This window comes from Klebsiella sp. R390 (genome assembly GCF_051131745.1).
Lineage (GTDB): Bacteria > Pseudomonadota > Gammaproteobacteria > Enterobacterales > Enterobacteriaceae > Klebsiella.
Map to the genome: position 1 here is coordinate 4454973 of NZ_CP180445.1, position 21629 is coordinate 4476601.

A 21629-nucleotide genomic window follows, 5' to 3' on the forward strand; every position below is an offset into this window, starting at 1 on the left:
CCGTTAGCGTTAATGCAACGCCAACAGCCGGCACCAATGACGACGAGGAACACACCATGTGGAGTGAAATAGCGCCCGACCAGTGCCATCACATTGCGGTGGATGGATATAACGTCGTGGCGTATCAATTCGGCGACGGCGACGAGACCATTCTGTGCCTCAATGGCGGGCCGGGGTTGCCCTGCGACTATCTGCGCGAGGCCCACTCCTTTCTGAAACTGCATGGCTACCGGGTGATTGCCTTTGACCAGTTGGGCACCGGAAAATCCGACCGACCGGATGACGCCAGCCTGTGGACCATGTCGCGTTACGTGCGGGAAGTGGAAACCGTCCGCCAGACGCTGGGACTCGGCAAGGTCCATCTGCTTGGTCACTCGTGGGGCGGCTGGCTGGCGATTGAAGTGGCGTTGCACCATCCTGGCGCAGTTCGCTCACTGATTCTGGAAAACACCGTTGCCGATATGCCCCATCTGGTGCAGGAACTGAACCGTCTGCGCGGCGCGCTGGGTTCCGAAACCGTGGCCATGATGCAGCGTTATGAAGCGCTGGGCTGGCTGGATCACCCGGCCTATCAGGCGGCGATTACGCTGCTGAACTATCGCCACGTCTGCCGCCTCGACGTATGGCCCGAGCCGGTTAAGCGATCGCTTGAGGACTGGAATATGGCACCGTACGTCACCATGCAGGGACCGAACGAATTTCTCTATACCGGCAATTTAAAAGCGTGGAGCCGCAGCGCTGAACTGGCCTCAATCCACGTGCCGTGCCTGATCACCAGCGGCCAGCACGATGAGCTGACGCCCGCCTGCGCCCTGAAAATGAAGCAGGGGCTGGCGAATGCTGAGATCGCGATTTTTGCCAACAGCAGCCATATGCCGTTTTACGAAGAGCCGCAGGTGTACTACCCGGTGCTGCTCGACTTTCTGGCGCGCCAGCGCGACCCGGGAGGCCACTGATGCACCGTTACCGTTTTCTGTTGTTTCGTCCGCTTCAACTGCTGCCGGTACTGCTGGGTATCAGTCTGATCACCTTCATGATGGTGCGTGCCATCCCCGGCGATCCGGCGCGCATTCTGCTGGGGGTACGCAGTACTCCGGCGGCGCTGGCGCGCATCCGTGCGCAGTTTGGTCTTGATGAACCGCTGTGGGTGCAGTACGGCTATTTTCTGCGCAACCTGCTGCAGGGAGAACTGGGGAAGTCGATTGTCTATCGGGTGGATACTCTCAAACTGATTGGATCGAGGCTTGAACCGACGCTGTGGCTGGTGCTGGGCAGCGTCCTGCTGGCGCTGGTACTGACGGTGCCGCTGGCAACCACCGCCGCGCGTCAACGCGGGCGCCTCGCCGACCGGCTGATTCGCCTTTTTACCACTGCCGGACTTGGTTTTCCGGCGTTCTGGCTCGGCATCATGCTGATCCTGCTGTTCAGCATCGTGCTCGGCTGGTTTCCGGTCTCCGGCTACGGCAGCGATTTTGTAGACCAGCTGCATCATATGGTGCTGCCATGTCTGACCGTGGCGCTGGCGCTGTCGGCGGTATTGATTCGTAACCTGCGCGCCAGCCTGCTGATGGAGATGAACAGCGATTATGTCGTCGCGGCCCGGGCGCGCGGGCAACGGGAGCGCCGCATCTTCTGGCGTCATGTGCTGCCGAACTCGCTGGTACCGACCATCAACCTGCTGGCGGTGAATATCGGTTGGCTAATCGGCAGTACGGTGGTGATCGAAAGCGTGTTTGCCATTCCCGGCCTCGGGCAGCTGCTGGTGAAGGCAATTTTCAGCCGTGACTACATGGTGGTCCAGGGGGTGGTGATGGTCTTTGCTCTCGCCACCGTGGCGGTCAGCCTGCTGGCGGATATTCTGACCGTGGCGCTCGACCCGAGGATCGCATTATGAAGGCCATCGCGACGTTTTCCCGCCTGCGTCAGCGGGCGATCCCGCGCCAGCAGGCGCTGTGTGCCGGGCTGGTGATTGTCGGGCTGTGGTTGCTGGTAGCCTGTCTGGCGCCGTGGATCGCGCCGTTCGATCCGATCGTTCAGGACCCGGCCTCCAGCCTGCTGCCGCCGGGGGGGATCCATCCGTTCGGCACCGATAACTTTGGCCGCGATGTCTTTTCTCGCGTGCTGTGGGGCGCGCGGGTCGATCTGCAAATCTGCCTGCTGGGGGTGCTGTTCCCGTTTATGCTCGGCACCACCCTGGGGGCGCTTTCGGGCTATCTCGGCGGGGTGGTAGATGCACTGGTGATGCGGGTGATTGATATTGTGCTGGCCTTTCCGTTTCTGGTGCTGATGCTGGCGATCATCGCCATTCTCGGGCCGGGGTTGAGCAGCTTTTATATCGCCATGGCGATGGTGGGCTGGGTTTCCTATGCCCGTCTGGTGCGCGCACAGGTGCTGACCCTCAAACAGCGCGATTTTATTCTGGCGGCCCGCAGCCTGGGCTACGGTCATCTGCGGATATTGTTCCGCCACCTGCTGCCGAACGCGTTGACCGGGGCGATCGTCTTTTCGATGTCTGACTGCGTGCTGGTGCTGCTGAACGGCGCCTCGGTGAGCTATCTCGGGCTTGGCGTACAGCCGCCCACCGCCGAGTGGGGAGTCATGGTGGCGGAAGGGCAAAGCTTTATCACGACCGCATGGTGGATAACCACCTTTCCCGGTCTTGCCATCGTGCTGCTGGCGATGGGGTTTAGCCTGCTGGCCGACGGGCTGGGCGATAAGTTAGGAGAGCGCGTATGACGTTGCTGACGGTGAACAATCTGACGGTCATGCGCGGCGCCGATATCGCGCTGGTGGATAACGTCTCATTCACGCTTGCGGCCGGGGAGATGCTCGGGCTGGTGGGCGAGAGCGGCTCGGGGAAAACCGTCACTTGCCGGGCGCTGATGCGCCTGCTGCCGGGGGCCGGATTACGGATCGCCGGTGGGGAAGTGCGGCTGGGCGGGCGGGATATTTTGTCCCTCAGTGAGGGGCAGATGTCGGCGGTGCGCGGACGGGAAATCGGTATGATTTTCCAGAACCCTACCAGCCATCTCAATCCGGTGATGACCATCGGCGAACAGATTGCCGAAAGCCGCCGCCTGCACTTTGGCGCCAGCCGCCGCCAGGCTCGGGAGGATGCGCTGGGGCTGCTGCGTCAGGTAGGGATCCCCGACCCGCAGAACCGGTTTAATAACTATCCGCATGAGTTTTCCGGCGGTATGCGTCAGCGGGCGATGATTGCCGTTGCCCTCGCGCCGGAGCCGACGCTGTTGATTGCCGATGAACCAACCACCGCGCTGGACGTGACCGTGCAGATGCAGATTCTGCGCCTGCTAAGCGACCTGCGTGGGGAGCTGGGGCTGGCGGTCATTATGATCACCCACGATCTTGGCGTGGTGGCGCAAACCTGCGACCGGATCGCGGTGATGTACGGCGGGCGGCTGTGTGAAGTGGGCGGCAAGCGCGAGGTGCTGGCCGCGCCGCTGCACCCCTATACCCGCGGGCTGATTGATTGCCAGCCGGTTAGCGAAGGCGGGCAGGGGAGACTGACGACTATCGAAGGCCAGCCGCCGGTTGCCGACCATTTTCCACCTGGCTGTCGTTTTCATCCGCGCTGTCGCCGTGCCGATGAGGCCTGTCAGCAGCAGCCGGTGTTGCGTTACGGGCAGGAGAGCCGCAGTCACGGTGCCGCCTGCCATCACATTTTGCCGACGCTTGCCCGGCGGGAGGGATAAATGGTTCACGCTCACTGGCCGTTGCTTGAGGCCGATAATCTTTCCGTCACCTTTCCGGTTTCCGGCGGGCTGTGGCAGCCGAAACGGCAGGTACACGCGGTCAATCAGGTTTCGCTGCAAATCCACCCCGGCGAGACCCTGGGTCTGGTGGGCGAGTCCGGCAGCGGCAAAAGCACGCTGGGGCGGGCGCTGTTGCAGCTGGAGCGGGTGGCTGGCGGAGAGGTGCGGTTCGAGGGGCAGCGTATCACCCATGGCTTAACCAGCGATATTGCCCGACTGCGCCAGCAAAGCGCGATGATTTTTCAGGACCCCTTTGCCTCGCTGAACCCGCGTCAGACCGTGGGGGAGAGTATTGCCGAGGTGCTGCGGGTGCATAAGAAGGTACCGCGCGGGCAGGTCGCCCAGCGGGTCGAGGCGCTGCTCATCCAGGTTGGCCTGCGTCCTGAGCAGGCCAGCGCGAAACCGGCTCAGCTAAGCGGCGGCCAGTGCCAGCGTGCCGGTATTGCCAGAGCGCTGGCGATGGAGCCGCGGCTGATCGTCGCGGATGAGTGCGTGGCGGCGCTGGATGTCTCTATTCAGGGGCAGATCGTCAATTTACTGATGGATCTGCGCGAAACCATGGGGCTGGCGATTCTGTTTATCGCCCACGATCTGGCGATTGTGCGCCGGCTGTGCGATCGCGTCGCGGTGATGTACCTCGGGCGGATCGTCGAAGAGGGGCCGGCGGAAGCGGTCTTCACCCGGCCGCTGCACCCTTATACCGCCGCGCTGGTCTCGGCGATCCCGGAAATTGACCCGGATAAACCGTTACCGAAGAGCGGCCTGGGGGGCGAACCGCCCAGCCCGGTCGCGGTTCCACAAGGCTGTGCATTTCATCCGCGCTGCCCTTATGCGCAGGTGCAGTGTCGCACCGGCGCACCACCACCAACCCGGCAGATTGCCGACCGCGCTTATGCCTGCATCCTCAACCATGCGGGCCATGAGACCGTTTTTCCTTTGACAGGGGGATCTTTTGATGAAGCACAGGCATGTTAAGTTACTGGCGGCCAGCGTTTTTCTGGCGTTAAGCGTGGTCAGCGAAATGGCGCAGGCCGCGGGGGTATTGACCATTGGCCGCCGCGAAGACAGCACCACCTTTGACCCGATAAAGTCGGCGCAAAATGCCGATAACTGGGTCTTTTCAAACGTCTTCGACCCGCTGGTGCGGGTAGATAAAAGCGGGACAAAGCTGGAGCCTGGCGTGGCCGAGAGCTGGACTATTTCCGCGGATGGTAAGGTCTACACCTTTAAGATTCGCGATACCCAGTTTTCCGACGGAACGCCGCTGACCGCCAGTGATGCGGCGTTTAGCCTGCTGCGCATCCGTGATGATGAGGGCTCACTGTGGCGTGACTCCTACAGCATCATCGCTAAAGCCGAGGCTACCGACCCACGCACCCTGGTGGTGACGTTGAAATCGCCTTCCGCGCCGTTCTTATCGCAGCTGGCGCTGCCAAACGCCTCGGTGATTTCAGAGAAGGCGATGAAGGCTGAAGGCGAGGAGGCTTTTGCCGAGAAACCGGTCGGCTCCGGTGCGTTTAGCGTGAAGGAGTGGCAGCGCGGTGAAAAAATCGTGCTGGTGAAGAACCCTCACTTCTGGCAGGCGAAAAACGTCAGCCTCGATGGCGTAGAGTGGTTAACCATTCCGGACGATAATACCCGGATGCTGAAAGTGCAGGCCGGGGAGCTTGATGCCGCCCTGACCGTGCCTTTCTCGCGTATTGCGTCGCTACAGAAGGATGCGAATCTGAAAGTAGAGCTTGACCCCTCCACCCGTGAGGATCATCTGCTGATTAACCACGCCCATGGCGCGCTGGGCAAAGTAGAAGTGCGCCAGGCGCTGGATTTCGCGATTGATAAAGACGCCATCGTCAAGACCGTGACCTTTGGCTACGGTCAGGTGGCAAACTCGTACATTCCTGCCGGGGCGCTGTATCACTACGCCGACAATCTTCGTCGCCCCTACGATCCGCAAAAGGCCAAGGCGATGCTGAAAGCGGCGGGCGCTGCCGACCTGAAGCTCAACTATGTGGTCAACGCCGGGGATGAGGTGGATGAGCAAATCGCCATTTTGCTGCAGCAGCAGCTGGCGAAAGTCGGGGTGACGGTCAACTTACAAAAAGTCGATCCCAGCCAGAGCTGGGATATGCTGGTGGCCGGGGATTACGATATTTCGGTGATGTACTGGACCAACGATATTCTCGACCCCGATCAGAAAACCACCTTTGTGCTGGGGCACGACAGCAATATGAACTATATGACCCGCTACCATAACGAGCAGGTCAAAGCGCTGGTTGCCGCCGCACGTGTCGAAATGGACAGTAAAAAACGCGAGCAGATGTATATCGACCTGCAAAAAATGGCCAAAGCCGACGTCAACTGGGTTGACCTGTATTACAGCCCGTACCGTAACGTCAGCCGCAAAAATATCGACGGTTTCTACCAGAATCCGCTGGGGCGCTTCTTCCTTGAAGATACCGTGAAACACTAATGCCTCTTTGCGTCGGTTGACCCCGGTCACCGGCGCTTTTTTCCCTCTTCTGGCTCCCGTGGCGGATTGATATGCGTCAACCTTTCCGTCAACTAAAGAGATAAATAACTAAAAAAGAGTTGTAACCCTTGCGTCTTTTATTCAATTTATGTGTCGAATGTTTAATGTGTAATTATAAATAAAATACATACACGTTAAAAATCAATACATTAAATAAATCAGGGGTTCATTTTTGTGGCAAGTGCAAACAAACTCACGCTGTTCATCGTCATTTTCATGCTGTTGGGGATCCTCTCCGGCGCGGTGATTCATGAATACGCTTCCCCAGGGACGGTCGTCGCCTGGTCGGAAAATATCACGCTGTTTACCGACATGTTCTTACGACTGATTAAAATGGTGATTGCGCCGTTGGTCTTTAGCACCCTGACGGTGGGCATCATGCGGTTAGGTGAAACCGCGACTATCGGGCGGGTCGGCGGTAAGGCGATGGTGTGGTTTATCACCTCGTCGATCCTCTCTATCCTCGTGGGCCTGGTGATCGTGACCCTGCAGCATCCGGGGGCCGGGTTAAATCTGGCTATCCCGAAAGAAGCGGTGGATACCGGCCTGGCGGTGAGCGGGATGAGCCTGAAAGGCTTCCTGTCGCATACCATTCCGACCAGTATTACCGATGCGATGGCGAACAACGAAATTCTGCAAATTGTGGTGTTCTCGATGTTCTTCGGGATTGCCGGGGCGTCGCTGGGCGAGAAGTTCAATGCGCCGCTGGTGGCTGCACTGAACGTGGTGTCGCACATTATGCTGAAGGTCACGGGCTATGTGATGTACGTGGCTCCGCTGGCCATTTTTGCCGCCATCTCCTCGGTCATTGCCTCTCAGGGGATGGGGATTTTGCTCAACTACGCTTCTTTTATCGGCGGTTACTACCTGGCCGTGCTGTTGACCAGCGCCGTGCTGCTGGCGGTAGGTTATATGGTGCTGAAGAAAGAAGTCTTTCGTTTGCTTAACATGCTGAAAGACCCGGTGCTGGTCGCATTCACCACCAGCAGCTCTGAGGCCGCCTATCCGAAGACGCTGGAGCGACTGGTCAACTTTGGCTGTTCGCGCAATATCGTCTCCTTCGTCCTGCCGATCGGTTACTCCTTTAACCTGGTCGGGTCGATGGTCTACTGCTCCTTTGCCTCGATGTTTATTGCTCAGGCCTATAACATCCACCTCAGCTTTAGCGAAATTACCGTGATGATGCTGACGCTGATGCTGGCCTCCAAAGGCATTGCCGGGGTACCGCGTTCGGCGCTGGTGGTGCTGGCGGCGACGATCCCCAGCTTCAACATTCCGGTCGCCGGGATCCTGCTGCTGATGGGTATTGACCATTTCCTCGACATGGGGCGTTCAGCGATTAACGTGCTGGGCAACGGGATCGCCACGGCGATGCTGTCGAAAAATGAAGGACAGCTACAGGAAGAGCTCCCGGAAGGGGAGCCGCAGCAGGTTCAGGCCTGATAAAGTGATGCCCCGGTAAAGGGGCATCAACTTAAGAAAGGGTGAAATACGGCAGAAAAAGAGGCCCCCACAGGCACGTAAGGGGCAATGTGACGAAATGGTTGCACCTGTAATACAAGCATTATTCTAAGGGTACAAAAATACGCGGCAGTATCTTTATACCCAGGTGCCGAATAATATTACCGGTTAGCGACCGCCGTTGCGCTAATTATTTTCCGTTGATCAACGACTTTCAGATTATCCGCCCTGAACAACCCGTTATAATCCTAATTTTCCCGCTAATGGTACCTGCAGGTATTAACCTCGTTGCTTGAGTAGATGAATAAACTGAAAAAAGTCAGAGTGATTATTCAGCCCGTATTTTTCCATAATCTGGTTTTTATGATAGATAACCACCTTTGGGGTGATCTGATGCAGGGTCGATATTTTGCCAATATCGAAACCGTGCATTAGACCATGGGCTACGACAACCTGCGAAGGCGACAGGATTTTATGCGGGCAGTTGGCGCATATTAATGCCGGGTCGAACGCCGGCGTTGCGGTGGGCTCCACACTTCGTTTCAGCGCTTTCCCGATAATGTCACCCATTTCATCGACGTCGACCGTGCTGAGCGGGACGAAGGTAACGTCTTTCAGACAGTTTACGATGTGGCGCTTTTCAGGCAGGGTTTCATAGCGATGCAGGATGATAACTTCGCTGTTTTTCTTACGGTTTTTAATGCTGATGTTACAGAGGTGAATCTCACCCGGCAGCAGTTCGGTGATAATAATATCCTGGCTGGACAACTCACTCGTCGCGTGAGTAAAGCTGACCGTCAGGCCATCGCTGGCCTGGGTGAGGTTGTCGATGATGGCCATCAGCGACGCCCTGAGGAAGGTGTTGCGGCTAACGATCGCGATCCTGATATTTCTCATGGCGTGATATTCCTGCGGCATCAACACAACGCCATGCTGCGAGCAACTTTTCGGGCGTATACGGCAATAGAAAGCGTATTTGATAAACTGGCGCCACGGTCTTATATCAGGACAGCAGCACAACCCGGATTATCGTTTACGATTGTTTTTATAGAATAATGGGATTTTTTGTTTCTTCCGGTCTTTGAGATAGGAAATAAGACTATAAACAGAGACGCACAGAAGAAATATACACAGCAGTAAAACTAACCACGTTTGCAAAACCATGTTCAAGATCCCTTAACTGATATTGATAGTGTCATAAATGCGCCTCGGCGCGGACACGAAAATGGGTATTCCGTATAAAGCTTTTATTATCGCGTCGTACATTCATTCGCGTAACGTCGCCGCGCGGAAAATATCTCTGGAACGATCAATTAGAGATACCCGGAAAGTGGCTAGACAGGAGGGTGGGCGCTTCACCCTCCTGTAGCATGGCTGTTTTCGGACAATACCTTCACGGCGTCAGGTCAATGTAAGAAAATTCTTAGTTTGCCGTCAGTCTCATTCCTCTCATTTCTCTCAAAAAATGAGAAAAATTAACAACAACAGTCAAATGAATAACTTATCGCTGAAAAACCAATCTGGATCGTGCAGCCTGTGCGCCGGGAGAGGGGGAGGAGGGATATCAGGGAATAAAGGCCAGACCTTTGCCAAAAATGGCCCGGATGGGTAACGCCACGCCATGAAGACGCGCTTTGTTGCGCAGACGGCTGATAACCACATCAATGCGGTGCAGCTCCGGTTCGCTTTCATCGGGGAAGAGATAGGCGTGCAGATCGACCTTGCGGCAGACTTCGTTGCGGTTGTGCATCAGTCGAGCCAGCAGCCGGTGTTCTTGTTGCGTCAGCGGGAGCATCGCGCCGGAGGGGGCTATCAGGTTATCAGGCTGCAATTGCCAGGACGCAGAGGCGGCCTGCTCGACGACAGGGGCTGAAGCCAGTGAGGCGGCGTTCTCCTGCTTAAGACGGGCGCCCAGTGAATGAAGGGTCTCTGCCAGAACGGAAAAATTGACCGGCTTGATGAGAAAGCAATCTGCGCCGAGATTGAACGCCTGCAATTTATCCTGCTCATGCCCCCGGGCCGTCATCACGATCAGCCCGTATTCGCCAATTTCATGCAGGTAGTCCAATACGCTGAAGCCGTCTTCGCCGGGCAGCCCGATGTCGATCAATACAATATCGACCGGATCGCGATGCAGCTGTCGCCAGAACGCCTCTGCGCTGTGCACGCCCCAGGCACTGAAGCCACGAAAGCGCAGAAAGGCCAGCAGTTCATCAAGGAGATCGACGCTGTCTTCAATGATAGCCACGCGTAATGTCATGATTTTCTCTTGTGCGGTGATGGGGCATCCACGGGAAGCGTGAGTGCAAACTCACATCCATCCGGACTGTTGGTTATCAGCCACAGCTCGCCACCGTGTGCCTGGATGATTTGCCGGGCAACATACAGCCCCAGACCGGTGCCGGCCGGGGTCGTGCTGCGAACTGAGCCACGTTGGTAACGCTCAAAAATCCGTTCCACCTGGTCGCCGGCGATCCCTGGCCCCTGGTCACGGATCCGGATTTCATAGTGGCCCGTATTGGGGTAGATATCGACGGCTATCTCGCCGGACGGGGAATACTTCACCGCGTTGTCCAGCAGATTGGCCAGCGCAATACACAGCAGTCCGCTATCAACGCACAGTGCCGGCGAAGGCGTTTGTGAATCGACAGTTTTCCCGGCCAACGTGACGGTAAAATAATGATTCAGTGAGAGTTCAACGACCGTTGCCGCCATATAGATCACCGGGAGCAGGTCGGTCTGTTGTTTATCGACATGCAGCGCGCTGGAGGATAAGCGGGCATCGGCCAGGCAGTTATCGGTTAGCTGGACCAACCGTGTCGTTGCGCGCTGCATACGATCCAGACGCGGTCCTTGTGCGGTTTCCGGGGTGCATAAGCGCAGGTTTTCCAGCGCTCCCTGGATAACGGAGAGCGGCGTGCGGAATTCATGCGCCACCATGCCCATAAACTGGCGTTGCTGAAAGCTTGCCTCGCGCTCGATCTGCAGCTCTCGCGTCAGCTGCTGCTTTTGCATCAACCTGCGGTTTTCAGCGCGAATGCGCAGAACCGCAATGATCAGGACGGTGACAATATGCACGATCAGCGCATACTGCCAGGCCGAGTAAATGGCGTTATGAAAAGGGATCACGCCATGAATCGACAGCAGCACCAGCGCGGCGGAGACCACGTAGACGGGAGGCAGTAGCCCCAGTAAAAAGGTGTTCAAATCAATGGCTTTGCGCCGCCAGAGGGCCCATGAGGTGACCAACAGTATCGGCGCGGCGATAAAGAACATCCCGGCCTCAATCTGCATCGCCAGGCCGTAAAAGCCCAGCGGAACGCTGGCGAGAAGCACGATATTGACCGTAATTGCAGCGAGCAGCAGCTGATGCAAACGCGGCATATTGTGTTTAAGGTCAAATACCTCGCTATGCAGCCACAATGCGGTGGCGTAGCTGAGGAGCGACAGATAGCTGATCATCGCATCCTGCACCGGGAGCACGGCGTCCCCGAAAAACCATTCGGGATAGCCGTGCAGCGCCGCTACCAGCGGATAATTAAGGGAAAACAGGCAAATCCCCCACAGCAGGCGGCGACGGAGTAACAGAGCGAGCCACAAGGCAACCCCGCTGGCAATGAAGGCCAGACCAAAGTAAAAACTCCAGAATGCGGTGTCCTGGGTGGCTGCTTGTACAAATTCCTGTGGTGACGAAAGCGTCGCCAGCAGGATCAGGGTACTGCTGCTCTGCAGGCGGAAAACCAGATCGTAGCCGGCGGGGTTGGGCGGCGGTGGCAAAATCAGGACGCTTTCCCGGTAATTGAGATCGCTGGCGCGGGTCGAGGCACGATCGCCAAAGGCTTTTAGCGTCCACGGAAGGTCACTCCCGGCGGGTCGATAATAAACGTTGAGATGATCGACGAAAGAAGGCCCTATCTGCAACCAGCGTGTTTCACCCTGAAAATACGATGCCGGCAGATGCGTCTGCAGCCAGAAGGACTTTGAAGAATAGCCAAACGAAGGAATACGCTGCCCTACGCTGAGCGCACTTGCCGGCAGCGCGAGAAAACCCTCCAGAGTCAGCGCATCGCTGCTGTCGGCATACCATTGTACCGGCGTATCGATGCCAATCTGTCGGGTTTGTGCACGGGCAGGGGCGCAATACTGAAGGGCGATGATGATGCCGCAGCAGATCCACAGCAGCACGCGGTTGCTCCAGACGATCGGGAGGGTAAAGCCAGTAACGGCGCGGATATGATGCAAACTCGCCCCCTGCGGCATGGATCAATAAATAGAAACAAAATAGCCAATGATGCCGGTGACTTGCACAGGCCAGCCCCCGGGCTCCGGGAGTTAATTCGATAGGTTCTAATGGCAAAGCATTCTGCGGCGGACCACGAGATTATTCCAGCGATATTTACAAAAGGTGCTACTGGACGGATCTGTTCCCCAGGCCGCGCCAGGACAGGGATTAGGCAGGTTTAGCAACCCGTGAACGGTGGAATATGGTGTTGCTGCGGTGGTGCGGCAATATAAAGCACTACAGGTGGCGCAAAGAGCACGAGAATAAAACCAGAAATGAAGGGAAAGGAGCGCCGCGTTCCATGTGTCGATGAGTCTCAATAGCGGGGCAGACCCTGCCCCGTCATGATCAGGCGAACACGACCTGTGCCCAGCGGGCCAGCCCGGCGGTGACTGAGCCAAAATCATCACCACCGGCAATTGGAATGCCCGGCAGATGCGCTGCCAGCGCTTTCTTAATCAGCGGGGAGCGAGCGCTACCGCCGGTAAGATAGACGACATCCGGCGTTTCGCGGCTGTTGTCCAGCGCCAGCTGAACCTGCTCCATGATCCGCGTCAGCGGCTGATTCAGCGCCGCTTCCAGCCCCTGCTGGCTGATTGCCGTCGCCAGTTCGTCGCCGATAAACGGCAGTCCGGTGGTCACGTTGTCCTGGGTGGAGAGGGCGATTTTGCTCTCTTCCGCGCTGCGTACCAGGCGATAACCGAGACGCTGGCGCCAGACCTTCAGCAGCAGCGCCACTTTTTCGCCGTCGCGGGCATCGCGCAGCAGATCATTGAGCAACCGACCGTTGGCCGTGCTGTAGAATTCTGTTTGTGCCGGGACGTCGTTAATCGCCACCGCGTTCCACCATGGCAGGACCGGTAACGCAATCCCTTTTTCGGTCTCTCCGCCCATTCCCAGCAACGGCATCAGGCATTTAAATGCCAGCGCGATGTCGAGATCGTTACCGCCGACGCGGCAACCGCTGTGACCCAGCAGGCTCTGCTGGCGGTCAGCTTTCTGGCGCCACTGCGGCCCCATCAGCAACAATGAACAGTCGGTGGTACCGCCGCCGATATCGACCACCAGCACGCGTTTTTCGTCGCTCAGCGTAGCTTCGAAATCCAGACCGGCAGCGACCGGTTCAAACTGGAAGACCACGTCGTTAAACCCGGCGCGTGTTGCCGCGCGCTCCAGGATCCCCTGCGCCTGGGTATTGGCCTCATCACCGCCGAGTCCCTGGAAGTTGATCGGACGGCCAATGACCGCCTGGTCGATAGTCTGGCTCAGTTGGTTTTGCGCCTGCTGTTTAATGTGCAGCATCATGGCGCACACCAGGTCTTCAAACACTGCGACCTGCTGCGGCTTGAGACCGCTGGCGCCGAGGAAGGATTTTGGTGATTTAACGAAGAATACTTCTTCCGGGTCGTCGACGTACTGATGCAGTGAGGCAAGGCCAAACTGGACGCTGTTGCCGAGGACGTCAATGTCTTCATCGCGGTTGTAGTTAATGGCGCGACGCAGCAGGGCCTGGTTTTCATCACCGTTAGTCGGCACCTGATGATGGCGGTAGAGCCATTCGCTGACCGCTTCGCGGGTCGGCGCGGACAACATTGACGGAAGCAGCGTGCTGCCGTTTTCCAGCGTTAACAATTGCGGCTGATTATCGCGCATCACCGCAACGGAACAGTTGGCGGTTCCGTAGTCAAAACCAATAAACATGACCTGAAAATCCCCATGCCAGTGAAGAAGGGGGGCGACTTTAGCGGATTGCCGCCACGGCGACAACAGGAATTTAAAAGCAAGGCCCATCAAAGGCAAAGCGTCTATGATTGATGCATTTAAGCAGGACAGATGAAGAAGGAGTGATAATGACGCTGTTACCGTGGAACCCACCCTATGACCAGCAATGGATGTTTGATTTTCTGCGTGCGCGTGCGGTGACCGGCATAGAAACCTTCGCAGAAGGGCAGTATACCCGCAGTTTTTCGCTGGCAGGCCACCATGGTCTGATTAGGATCGTGCCCGATGAGGCGGCACAAGGATTACGGGTGACGTTATCGCCTGGCCTGTTGCCGGTGGCGGAGGAGTGCTTTTCCCGGGTGGCACGTCTGTTTGACCTGGACTGCGATCCGCAGCAGGTGGCTCGGGTATTGGGGGCGCTGGCCAGCGATCGGCCGGGGCTGCGGTTACCCGGTTCGCTCGATGCGTTTGAACAGGCGGTGCGTGCGGTGCTGGGACAACTGGTCAGCGTGGCGATGGCGGCGAAGCTGACGGCTAAAGTGGTGGCGGCCTACGGCGAGCCGCTGGCGGATACGCCGGGCTACTTCCTGTTTCCTGAACCGCAGGCGCTGGCGTGCGCGGATCCCCTGGCGCTGAAGGCCACCGGGATGTCGCTGCGCCGTGCCGAGGCCTTAATTCATCTGGCGCAGGCGGCCATCGACGGCCATCTTCCGCTGGTGGCGCCGGATGATATCGACGCCGGGATGAAGCAGCTGCAGAGGCTGCCGGGCATTGGCCGGTGGACCGCGAGCTATTTTGCGCTGCGCGGGTGGCAGGCGAAGGATATCTTTTTGCCGGACGATTATCTGATTAAGCAGCGCTTTAGCGGCATGACGCCAGCGCGTATTGGTCATTATGCAAAACGCTGGCAGCCGTGGCGTTCCTATGCGTTATTGCACATCTGGTATACAGAAGGGTGGTCTCCGACGCAGGAATAGCGTTGTGGGGCGCATACCTCTGGTATCGCCGGGCTGAAATCCCTATAATTGCCGCGTTTGACGGTCAAACGTCACCCTTCCAATACACAAAATCATTCAGAGCGTTGTGTATATACATCCAGGTTAATCAGGTCGCAAAAAAGTTATGACTGATACGTCTCATCAGTGCGTCATTATAGGTATCGCCGGCGCATCGGCTTCGGGGAAAAGTCTTATCGCCAGCACGCTGTATCGCGAATTACGTGAGCAGGTCGGCGATGAACATATTGGCGTTATTCCGGAAGACAGCTACTACAAAGATCAAAGTCATTTGTCGATGGAAGAGCGTGTTAAAACGAACTACGACCATCCGAGCTCGATGGATCATAGCTTGTTGTTCCAGCATTTGCAGATGCTGAAAAGCGGCCAGCCCATTGAATTACCCGTCTACAGCTACGTTGAACATACGCGTATGCCGGAAACCGTCCACATTGAACCGAAGAAAGTGATTATCCTTGAGGGGATCTTATTGCTGACCGACGTTCGCCTGCGTAATGAGCTGAGCTTCTCGATCTTCGTCGATACCCCGCTGGATATTTGCCTGATGCGCCGTATTAAGCGCGACGTCAATGAGCGCGGTCGTTCGATGGACTCCGTCATGGCGCAGTATCAGAAAACCGTTCGCCCGATGTTCCTGCAGTTTATCGATCCCTCTAAGCAATATGCCGATATTATTGTGCCTCGCGGCGGTAAGAACCGGATTGCGATTGATATTCTTAAGGCAAAAATCAGCCAGTTCTTTGAATAACACAGACGAATTGTGTAACGTGCAAAGAGAATCTACATTGCCCCTGGGCCCGGAAGGTCTTGGGGCGTCACGCCTTAAAGGAGAGCGCTCATGCGTCTGTGCGACCGAGATATAGAAGCCTGGCTGGATGAAGGACGGCTGGTCATTAACCCGCGTCCACCTGTTGAGCGGATTAACGGCGCGACCGTTGATGTTCGGCTGGGGAATAAATTCCGCACATTCCGTGGGCACACCGCGCCCTTTATTGACCTCAGCGGGCCGAAGGCCGAAGTCGCCGCCGCGCTGGAACGGGTAATGAGCGAAGAGATTGTGTTGCCGGAAGGCGAGGCGTTCTACCTGCATCCGGGAGAGCTGGCGCTGGCGGTGACCTATGAGTCAGTGACGCTGCCGGCCGATCTTGTTGGCTGGCTGGACGGTCGTTCCTCACTGGCGCGCCTGGGTCTGATGGTGCACGTGACCGCGCACCGTATCGATCCGGGCTGGTCTGGCTGCATCGTGCTGGAATTTTTCAACTCCGGTAAGCTGCCGCTGGCGCTGCGCCCGGGGATGCCCATTGGCGCATTGAGTTTTGAACCGCTGTCAGGCCCTGCGGCACGGCCCTATAACCGCCGTGAAGACGCCAAATATCGCGACCAGCAGGGCGCGGTGGCGAGTCGAATCGACAAGGACTGATAACGTAAGCGGTGTACTGAGGGTGCCATGAGACGAATTCTGACAACGCTAATGATCTTGCTGGCGGTGGTAGTCGCCGGGCTAACCGCGTTGGTATTGCTGGTCAATCCCAACGATTTTCGTGCCTATATGGTGCATAAGGTGGCGGAACGTAGCGGTTATCAGCTCGAACTCGATGGCCCGCTGCGCTGGCATGTCTGGCCGCAGTTGAGCATTCTCTCAGGGCGTATGACGCTGACCGCGCCGGGCGCCGCTGAACCGGTGGTGCGCGCGGACAATATGCGTCTTGACGTGGCGCTGATGCCGCTGATTTCGCATCAGCTGCAGGTTAAGCAGGTGATGTTAAAAGGCGCGGTTATCCAGCTGACGCCGCAGACCGAGGCCGTGCGCAGCCAGGGAGCACCGGTGGTCCCGCACGACAACACGCTGCCGCTGGTGCCGGAAGATAACGGTTGGTCTTACGATGTAAGAAAGCTGCAGGTGGCGGATAGCGTGCTGTTCTTCCAGCATGAAGACGGTGAGCAGGTCACGGTACGCGATATTCATCTGCAGATGGACCAGGATGAAAATCACCACGCTACGCTCGATTTCTCCGGGCGGGTCAACCGTGACCAGCGCGACCTGGCGCTCTCTTTCTCCGCCGAGGTGCAGGGCGGCGACTATCCCCACTCTTTAAAAGCCGATATCTCTCAACTGAACTGGCAACTGCGCGGCGCTGAACTCCCGGCCGACGGCGTGAGCGGGCAGGGTAGCCTGCAGGCGAGCTGGCAGGAAAATGAGAAAAAAATCAGCTTTGATAATCTCAACCTGACCGCTAACGGCAGCGCGATTAGCGGTGATGCCAGTGTGATATTAGGTGACCAGGCGGACTGGAAGCTCAATCTTCACGCCACCACGCTCGATCTCGACAGCCTGTTGATGCACAGCTCTCCGGCGACCGATGCGGGGGCTGCCCAGCAGGGACAAAGCCAGCCACGACAGCTGCGCCCGGTGATTGCCGATAGCGATATTCAGAATGATTATGCGAGCCTGCGCGGATTCAGTGCCCATCTGTCGCTGGTGGCCGACCAGCTGCAGTGGCGGGGCATGAAGTTTACCCAGGTGAAAAGTGACATCACGAATCAACTGGGGCTGCTGACCATCAATCAGCTACAAGGTGAGCTGGATGGCGGCCTGATATCACTCCCCGGCAGCCTGGACGTGCGTGGCGATACCTCACAGGCCTCCTTCCAGCCAAAACTGGATAATGTCGAGATTGCGACCATCCTGAAGGCGTTTAATTATTCGCTGAATCTGACCGGGAAGCTCTCTTTAACCGGCGATTTCTCTGGCGAAAGAATTGATGCCGAAGATTTCCGTCGTCGCTGGCAGGGTGACGCTCAGCTGCGGATGAGCAATACCCGCACGGAAGGGCTTAACTTCCAGCAGCTGGTCCAGCAGGCGGTGGAGCGTAGCACCAACGTACAGGCTCAGGAAAACTACGATAACGCGACGCGTCTGGATGCGATGAGTAGTGAACTGCAGCTGGCGCAGGGGCAGGTGACTCTGAAAAATCTGCAGGGGCAATCGGAGATGATGGCGCTGACCGGCCAGGGCGATCTTAATCTGCTGAAAGAAAACTGCGATATGCACTTTAACGTGCGCGTGCTCGGTGGCTGGAAGGGGGAAAGCAAGCTTATCGACAAACTCAAACAGACCGCGATTCCTCTGCGTATCTACGGCAAATGGCAGGAGTTAAGCTACAGCCTGCAGGTCGATCAGGTGCTGCGCCGACAGTTGCAGGACGAAGCGAAACAGCGTCTTAACGACTGGATGGAGCGCAATAAGAACACCCAGGACGGCAAAGACGTGAAGAAGTTGCTCGATAAGCATTAAGCCGCGGCGAGCATCTTGAGTTCTGTTGGTCTGGCTGATTACCCGGATAGCGGCGCTAAGCGCCTTATCCGGGCAACGATTTATGCAGGTCGGTAGCCCCGGTTAGCGGTCGCGTAAGCCGGGGCAAGGCGCCAAAGGCTGGGATTACACTTCGTAATCGGGCTCATCATCTTGTGGCGGCGGCGGGATAATCTGCACCTTCTGGACCCGATGACTCTCTACCTGCAGCGTCCGGACAATATACTCGCCTATTTTTACCTCTTCGCCTGCTTCAGGCACATGCTGCAGATATTCCATCAACAGGCCCGCAATGGTGTGGTATTCGCGTTTATCATCCAGCGGCAGGGGAATAAACTGCACGAGATCGTCGAGCGGCATATGCCCGTTGGCCGTCCAGCTGCCATCAGGGTTTTTGACAATGTCGTGCCGTGCATCAATCTCTTCCACTTCATTAGGCAAATTGCCGGCGATGGTTTCCATCACATCGCTTAATGTGACCAGCCCTTCAACGGAACCAAACTCGTCGGCCACAAACGCAAAGTGAGTCCGTGCATGACGAAACTGCTCCAGCGCGGGCAGAAGCGGGAGCGTTTCAGGGAACACCAGAGGCTGACGGAGCAGCACGCGCAGGTCGAGGGGTTCCCGGCGCAGGGACTGTTGCAGCAGGTCGACAATGTGGACCACGCCGAGCAAATCTTCTTCATTCTCCCCACCGGTCACGACCAGGCGGGTGTGCTGATTTTTCTCCAGCAGTTCGCGGATTTCCTCTTCCGGGGCGCTCAGGTCGACATGCTCAATATCGTGACGTGAGGTCATGATACTGCTGACGGTGCGCTGGTTAAGATTCAGCACCCGTTCAATCATCCGACGCTCCTGTGGATTAAACAGCGGATGATCGTCCTCGCTGACCATCAGCGCAGCAGTATCGCTGCCGGGCTCGGCATTTTCTCTGTGCCCGCTGAGCAGGGTCATGACCGCTGCGGTGGTCCGCTGGCGCAGCGTCAGGTTCGCAGAGAGAAAACGGCGGCGGTTGAAGAGTGCCAGCTGGTTGAGTGACTCAATAATGACGGAGAAACCGATAGCGGCATACAGATAACCTTTAGGGATCGGGAAGCCAAATCCTTCAGCGATCAGGCTGAAACCAATCATCAGCAAGAAGCTAAGACATAAAATGACGATGGTCGGGTGACTGTTAACAAAGCGTGTCAATGCCTTGCTGGCAAGCAGCATCAGGCTCATGGCGATAATCACCGCGGCCATCATCACCGCCAGGTGATCCACCATGCCGACGGCGGTGATCACCGAGTCGAGGGAGAAGATGGCATCAAGCACCACAATTTGTGCGACGACGCCCCAGAACCTTGCTCCTTTGCGCTGAACCGGGTTATCGCTGTCTTTACCTTCCAGCCGCTCATTAAGCTCTACCGTGGCTTTAAACAGCAGGAATAACCCGCCAAACAGCATAATCAGGTCGCGGGCGCTAAAACTAAGGTCATGGTACGTGAACAGCGGTTTTGTCAGCGTGACCAGCCAGGATATCGAGGCGAGCAACAGCAAGCGCATCACCATCGCCAGCAGCAGGCCGATGACACGAGCACGGTCACGCTGTGCCGGAGGGAGCTTTTCGGCGAGGATGGCGATAAAAACCAGATTATCAATACCGAGAACCAGCTCAATAACCACTAACGTTACGAGACCGGCCCATATAGAGGGGTCGGCAATCCATTCGATCATTCGTTAAAACCTATACAACTTAAGAGTGCCATTTATCGATCATGGATAAGCTCTTGCTAAATTGCAATATATTCCCACGCGTTCAGGTCGCGGCGGCGAAGAGTAGGGCGGAGGTAATGGGGCGTCCGGAATATTTTGGCGAGCAAAAAACAAACCAATGGTTTGTTTTTTATGCGCATGAGCTTAATTATAAAAAGATTGTGGGTGGATGACCGGGTCTTTATTTCCATATTATGAGACGTGGGGGAAATGCATGACGGCTAATGCCATGATGCAGTTTATCGACCTGTAGGGCGAAAAAAGGCTGTATCTGACAGGTATCCTGCATTGCAAATGAATTTTGTGCAAACTTTCCAACTACCTTATTCGGTAGTTATTGAAGTATTTTGTTAATTTGAATTAATTTTTTAGATATAAATAGGGTTTAAAGGGAGAAAAGAAACAGAGGGAACTGGCGCTTGTATCCGGTTGTACGCCATGGCGATACTATGCCGGTGCGGTCGTCAACGCTAAGAGATGTTGGTAGTGAATTATCTTCAACTATTCATCGTGTTATACCTGATGTGCTCAGGTTTCCTCACCGCTTCGATAAGTTATTCTGATGTAATACGACGGACATTTCACGGAATTGCGCAATATCTGGCGTTTAAACCACAAGGAAAACTGATGCGACGTTCTTAGGGCGTTTCAGGTATAAGAATTTTCTCAAAGCGGCCTGTCGGTCCTTATACTTTGAGTGTATTCTCTCATTAAACATGCAGTTTCAGAATTTTGCGGGAAGTCGTGCCAACCGCAAACTGGTAATATCACATATTGATATCGGTGATGCTTGAAAGTTAACCGATACCGAAAGATTTATCACTAAATGGGTGGATAAGAGAATGGCAAGTTTGAAAGCAGTTATTCCAGTAGCCGGATTGGGGATGCATATGTTGCCGGCCACCAAAGCGATCCCAAAAGAGATGCTGCCAATCGTCGATAAGCCGATGGTCCAGTACATCGTCGACGAGATTGTGGCGGCAGGTATCAAGGAGATTGTGCTGGTTACCCATTCTTCCAAAAACGCTGTGGAAAACCATTTCGATACTTCCTACGAGCTGGAAGCGCTGCTCGAGCAGCGTGTCAAGCGTCAGCTGCTGGCTGAAGTACAGGCTATCTGCCCGCCGGGCGTCACCATCATGAACGTACGCCAGGCGCAACCGCTTGGGCTGGGGCACTCAATCCTGTGTGCACGCCCGATTGTCGGTGATAACCCATTTGTTGTTGTGCTGCCGGATATTGTTCTGGACGATGCCAGCGCCGATCCGCTGCGCTATAACCTTGCAGCAATGGTCGCTCGCTTTAACGAAACCGGGCGTAGCCAGGTGCTGGCGAAGAGAATGGAAGGCGATCTGTCAGAATATTCCGTTATTCAGACCAAAGATCCGCTGAATGTCGAAGGACAAATCGGCCGTATTGTCGAGTTTATCGAGAAGCCGGACGAGCCGCAGACGCTGGAATCCGATCTGATGGCCGTCGGGCGCTATGTGCTGTCTGCTGATGTGTGGTCAGAGCTGGAGAAGTTGCAGCCAGGTGCCTGGGGACGTATCCAGTTGACGGATGCGATTGCAGAGCTGGCTAAAAAGCAGGCTGTCGATGCCATGCTGATGACCGGCGACAGCTACGATTGCGGCAAAAAAATGGGCTATATGCAGGCATTTGTTAATTACGGACTGCGTAACCATAAAGAAGGCAATAAATTCCGCGAGAGCATCAAGAAGCTATTAGCGTAAATAGCGTAATGAGATTTGCGAAAGTATGAAAATGTAGGGTTTAC

At 56.3% G+C, this 21629-nt stretch carries 18 protein-coding genes; 12 read left to right on the forward strand and 6 right to left on the reverse strand.

Translation table 11 applies throughout. The features are described from left to right. The first annotated feature begins 56 nt into the window (after positions 1-56). The 7 genes from ACMYSP_RS20880 to ACMYSP_RS20910 all read left to right on the forward strand — a co-directional run bounded on the left by ACMYSP_RS20880 (position 57) and on the right by ACMYSP_RS20910 (position 7746). Positions 57-956 carry a proline iminopeptidase-family hydrolase gene (locus tag ACMYSP_RS20880; protein WP_434583952.1) on the forward strand — a complete coding sequence of 300 codons (900 nt, stop codon included), beginning with the start codon at positions 57-59 and terminating at the stop codon, positions 954-956. Beyond that, positions 956-1894, forward strand: coding sequence for an ABC transporter permease (locus tag ACMYSP_RS20885; RefSeq protein ID WP_434583953.1), 939 nt, complete (start codon positions 956-958; stop codon positions 1892-1894). The genes ACMYSP_RS20880 and ACMYSP_RS20885 overlap by 1 nt, the downstream gene beginning before the upstream one ends. After that, entirely contained in the window at positions 1891-2736 is an 846-nt protein-coding gene (locus ACMYSP_RS20890; RefSeq protein ID WP_434583954.1) for an ABC transporter permease, read from the forward strand. Before ACMYSP_RS20885 ends, ACMYSP_RS20890 begins: the two co-directional genes overlap by 4 nt. Next, positions 2733-3713 (forward strand): ABC transporter ATP-binding protein, encoded by a 981-nt coding sequence (locus ACMYSP_RS20895; RefSeq protein WP_434583955.1) that lies wholly within the window; start codon positions 2733-2735, stop codon positions 3711-3713. The genes ACMYSP_RS20890 and ACMYSP_RS20895 overlap by 4 nt, the downstream gene beginning before the upstream one ends. Beyond that, complete coding sequence (locus ACMYSP_RS20900) at positions 3714-4748, forward strand: ABC transporter ATP-binding protein (protein ID WP_434583956.1); 1035 nt, start codon at positions 3714-3716, stop codon at positions 4746-4748. Continuing rightward, positions 4729-6243: an ABC transporter substrate-binding protein gene (locus tag ACMYSP_RS20905; RefSeq protein WP_434583957.1), complete on the forward strand. Its 1515-nt coding sequence runs from the start codon at positions 4729-4731 to the stop codon at positions 6241-6243. Before ACMYSP_RS20900 ends, ACMYSP_RS20905 begins: the two co-directional genes overlap by 20 nt. A gap of 276 nt (positions 6244-6519) precedes the next feature. After that, the gene (locus tag ACMYSP_RS20910) at positions 6520-7746 is read left to right on the forward strand and encodes a dicarboxylate/amino acid:cation symporter (protein ID WP_434587212.1); all 1227 of its coding nucleotides are present in this window, start codon (positions 6520-6522) and stop codon (positions 7744-7746) included. A gap of 297 nt (positions 7747-8043) precedes the next feature. Here ACMYSP_RS20910 and ACMYSP_RS20915 read toward each other — a convergent pair whose 3' ends face one another. The 5 genes from ACMYSP_RS20915 to yegD form a co-directional block, all read right to left on the reverse strand. Further along, complete coding sequence (locus ACMYSP_RS20915) at positions 8044-8661, reverse strand: helix-turn-helix transcriptional regulator (RefSeq protein ID WP_434583958.1); 618 nt, start codon at positions 8659-8661, stop codon at positions 8044-8046. A gap of 129 nt (positions 8662-8790) precedes the next feature. After that, positions 8791-8928: a small membrane protein gene (locus ACMYSP_RS20920; protein WP_434583959.1), complete on the reverse strand. Its 138-nt coding sequence runs from the start codon at positions 8926-8928 to the stop codon at positions 8791-8793. A gap of 400 nt (positions 8929-9328) precedes the next feature. After that, the gene (locus tag ACMYSP_RS20925; RefSeq protein WP_434583960.1) at positions 9329-10024 is read right to left on the reverse strand and encodes a response regulator transcription factor; all 696 of its coding nucleotides are present in this window, start codon (positions 10022-10024) and stop codon (positions 9329-9331) included. Beyond that, on the reverse strand, positions 10021-11949 hold the full coding sequence (locus ACMYSP_RS20930) for a sensor histidine kinase (RefSeq protein ID WP_434587214.1): 1929 nt from the start codon (positions 11947-11949) through the stop codon (positions 10021-10023). The genes ACMYSP_RS20925 and ACMYSP_RS20930 overlap by 4 nt, the downstream gene beginning before the upstream one ends. Before the next feature lie 445 nt (positions 11950-12394). Continuing rightward, complete coding sequence (yegD, locus tag ACMYSP_RS20935; protein ID WP_434583961.1) at positions 12395-13747, reverse strand: molecular chaperone; 1353 nt, start codon at positions 13745-13747, stop codon at positions 12395-12397. Between the two features lie 149 nt (positions 13748-13896). On the opposite strand from yegD, the gene alkA reads away from it, so the two are divergent. The 4 genes from alkA (at position 13897) to asmA (ending at position 18079) form a co-directional block, all read left to right on the forward strand. Further along, positions 13897-14745 (forward strand): DNA-3-methyladenine glycosylase 2, encoded by an 849-nt coding sequence (gene alkA, locus ACMYSP_RS20940; RefSeq protein WP_434583962.1) that lies wholly within the window; start codon positions 13897-13899, stop codon positions 14743-14745. 145 nt (positions 14746-14890) lie between these two features. Continuing rightward, entirely contained in the window at positions 14891-15532 is a 642-nt protein-coding gene (gene udk / locus ACMYSP_RS20945; RefSeq protein WP_123755063.1) for a uridine kinase, read from the forward strand. A 90-nt stretch (positions 15533-15622) separates the two neighbouring features. Beyond that, positions 15623-16204 carry a dCTP deaminase gene (gene dcd, locus ACMYSP_RS20950; protein ID WP_123755062.1) on the forward strand — a complete coding sequence of 194 codons (582 nt, stop codon included), beginning with the start codon at positions 15623-15625 and terminating at the stop codon, positions 16202-16204. Between the two features lie 27 nt (positions 16205-16231). Continuing rightward, on the forward strand, positions 16232-18079 hold the full coding sequence (gene asmA, locus ACMYSP_RS20955) for an outer membrane assembly protein AsmA (RefSeq protein WP_434583963.1): 1848 nt from the start codon (positions 16232-16234) through the stop codon (positions 18077-18079). Positions 18080-18223: 144 nt separating this feature from the next. Here the strand turns inward: asmA and ACMYSP_RS20960 are convergent, their stop codons facing one another. Continuing rightward, positions 18224-19810: a TerC family protein gene (locus ACMYSP_RS20960; protein WP_434587216.1), complete on the reverse strand. Its 1587-nt coding sequence runs from the start codon at positions 19808-19810 to the stop codon at positions 18224-18226. 884 nt (positions 19811-20694) lie between these two features. On the opposite strand from ACMYSP_RS20960, the gene galF reads away from it, so the two are divergent. Further along, positions 20695-21585 (forward strand): UTP--glucose-1-phosphate uridylyltransferase GalF, encoded by an 891-nt coding sequence (gene galF / locus ACMYSP_RS20965; RefSeq protein WP_434583964.1) that lies wholly within the window; start codon positions 20695-20697, stop codon positions 21583-21585. Positions 21586-21629: the final 44 nt, after the last annotated feature.

Bases quoted from the DNA above. Each gene is read 5' to 3' on its own strand.
- dcd (WP_123755062.1), top strand. From the start codon at position 15,623: ATGCGTCTGTGCGACCGAGATATAGAAGCCTGGCTGGATGAAGGACGG.
- ACMYSP_RS20890 (WP_434583954.1), top strand. From the start codon at position 1,891: ATGAAGGCCATCGCGACGTTTTCCCGCCTGCGTCAGCGGGCGATCCCG.
- ACMYSP_RS20910 (WP_434587212.1), top strand. From the start codon at position 6,520: ATGCTGTTGGGGATCCTCTCCGGCGCGGTGATTCATGAATACGCTTCC.
- ACMYSP_RS20915 (WP_434583958.1), bottom strand. From the start codon at position 8,661: ATGAGAAATATCAGGATCGCGATCGTTAGCCGCAACACCTTCCTCAGG.
- ACMYSP_RS20900 (WP_434583956.1), top strand. From the start codon at position 3,714: ATGGTTCACGCTCACTGGCCGTTGCTTGAGGCCGATAATCTTTCCGTC.
- udk (WP_123755063.1), top strand. From the start codon at position 14,891: ATGACTGATACGTCTCATCAGTGCGTCATTATAGGTATCGCCGGCGCA.
- ACMYSP_RS20925 (WP_434583960.1), bottom strand. From the start codon at position 10,024: ATGACATTACGCGTGGCTATCATTGAAGACAGCGTCGATCTCCTTGAT.
- galF (WP_434583964.1), top strand. From the start codon at position 20,695: ATGGCAAGTTTGAAAGCAGTTATTCCAGTAGCCGGATTGGGGATGCAT.
- ACMYSP_RS20895 (WP_434583955.1), top strand. From the start codon at position 2,733: ATGACGTTGCTGACGGTGAACAATCTGACGGTCATGCGCGGCGCCGAT.
- ACMYSP_RS20880 (WP_434583952.1), top strand. From the start codon at position 57: ATGTGGAGTGAAATAGCGCCCGACCAGTGCCATCACATTGCGGTGGAT.
- asmA (WP_434583963.1), top strand. From the start codon at position 16,232: ATGAGACGAATTCTGACAACGCTAATGATCTTGCTGGCGGTGGTAGTC.
- alkA (WP_434583962.1), top strand. From the start codon at position 13,897: ATGACGCTGTTACCGTGGAACCCACCCTATGACCAGCAATGGATGTTT.
- yegD (WP_434583961.1), bottom strand. From the start codon at position 13,747: ATGTTTATTGGTTTTGACTACGGAACCGCCAACTGTTCCGTTGCGGTG.
- ACMYSP_RS20885 (WP_434583953.1), top strand. From the start codon at position 956: ATGCACCGTTACCGTTTTCTGTTGTTTCGTCCGCTTCAACTGCTGCCG.
- ACMYSP_RS20905 (WP_434583957.1), top strand. From the start codon at position 4,729: ATGAAGCACAGGCATGTTAAGTTACTGGCGGCCAGCGTTTTTCTGGCG.
- ACMYSP_RS20920 (WP_434583959.1), bottom strand. From the start codon at position 8,928: ATGGTTTTGCAAACGTGGTTAGTTTTACTGCTGTGTATATTTCTTCTG.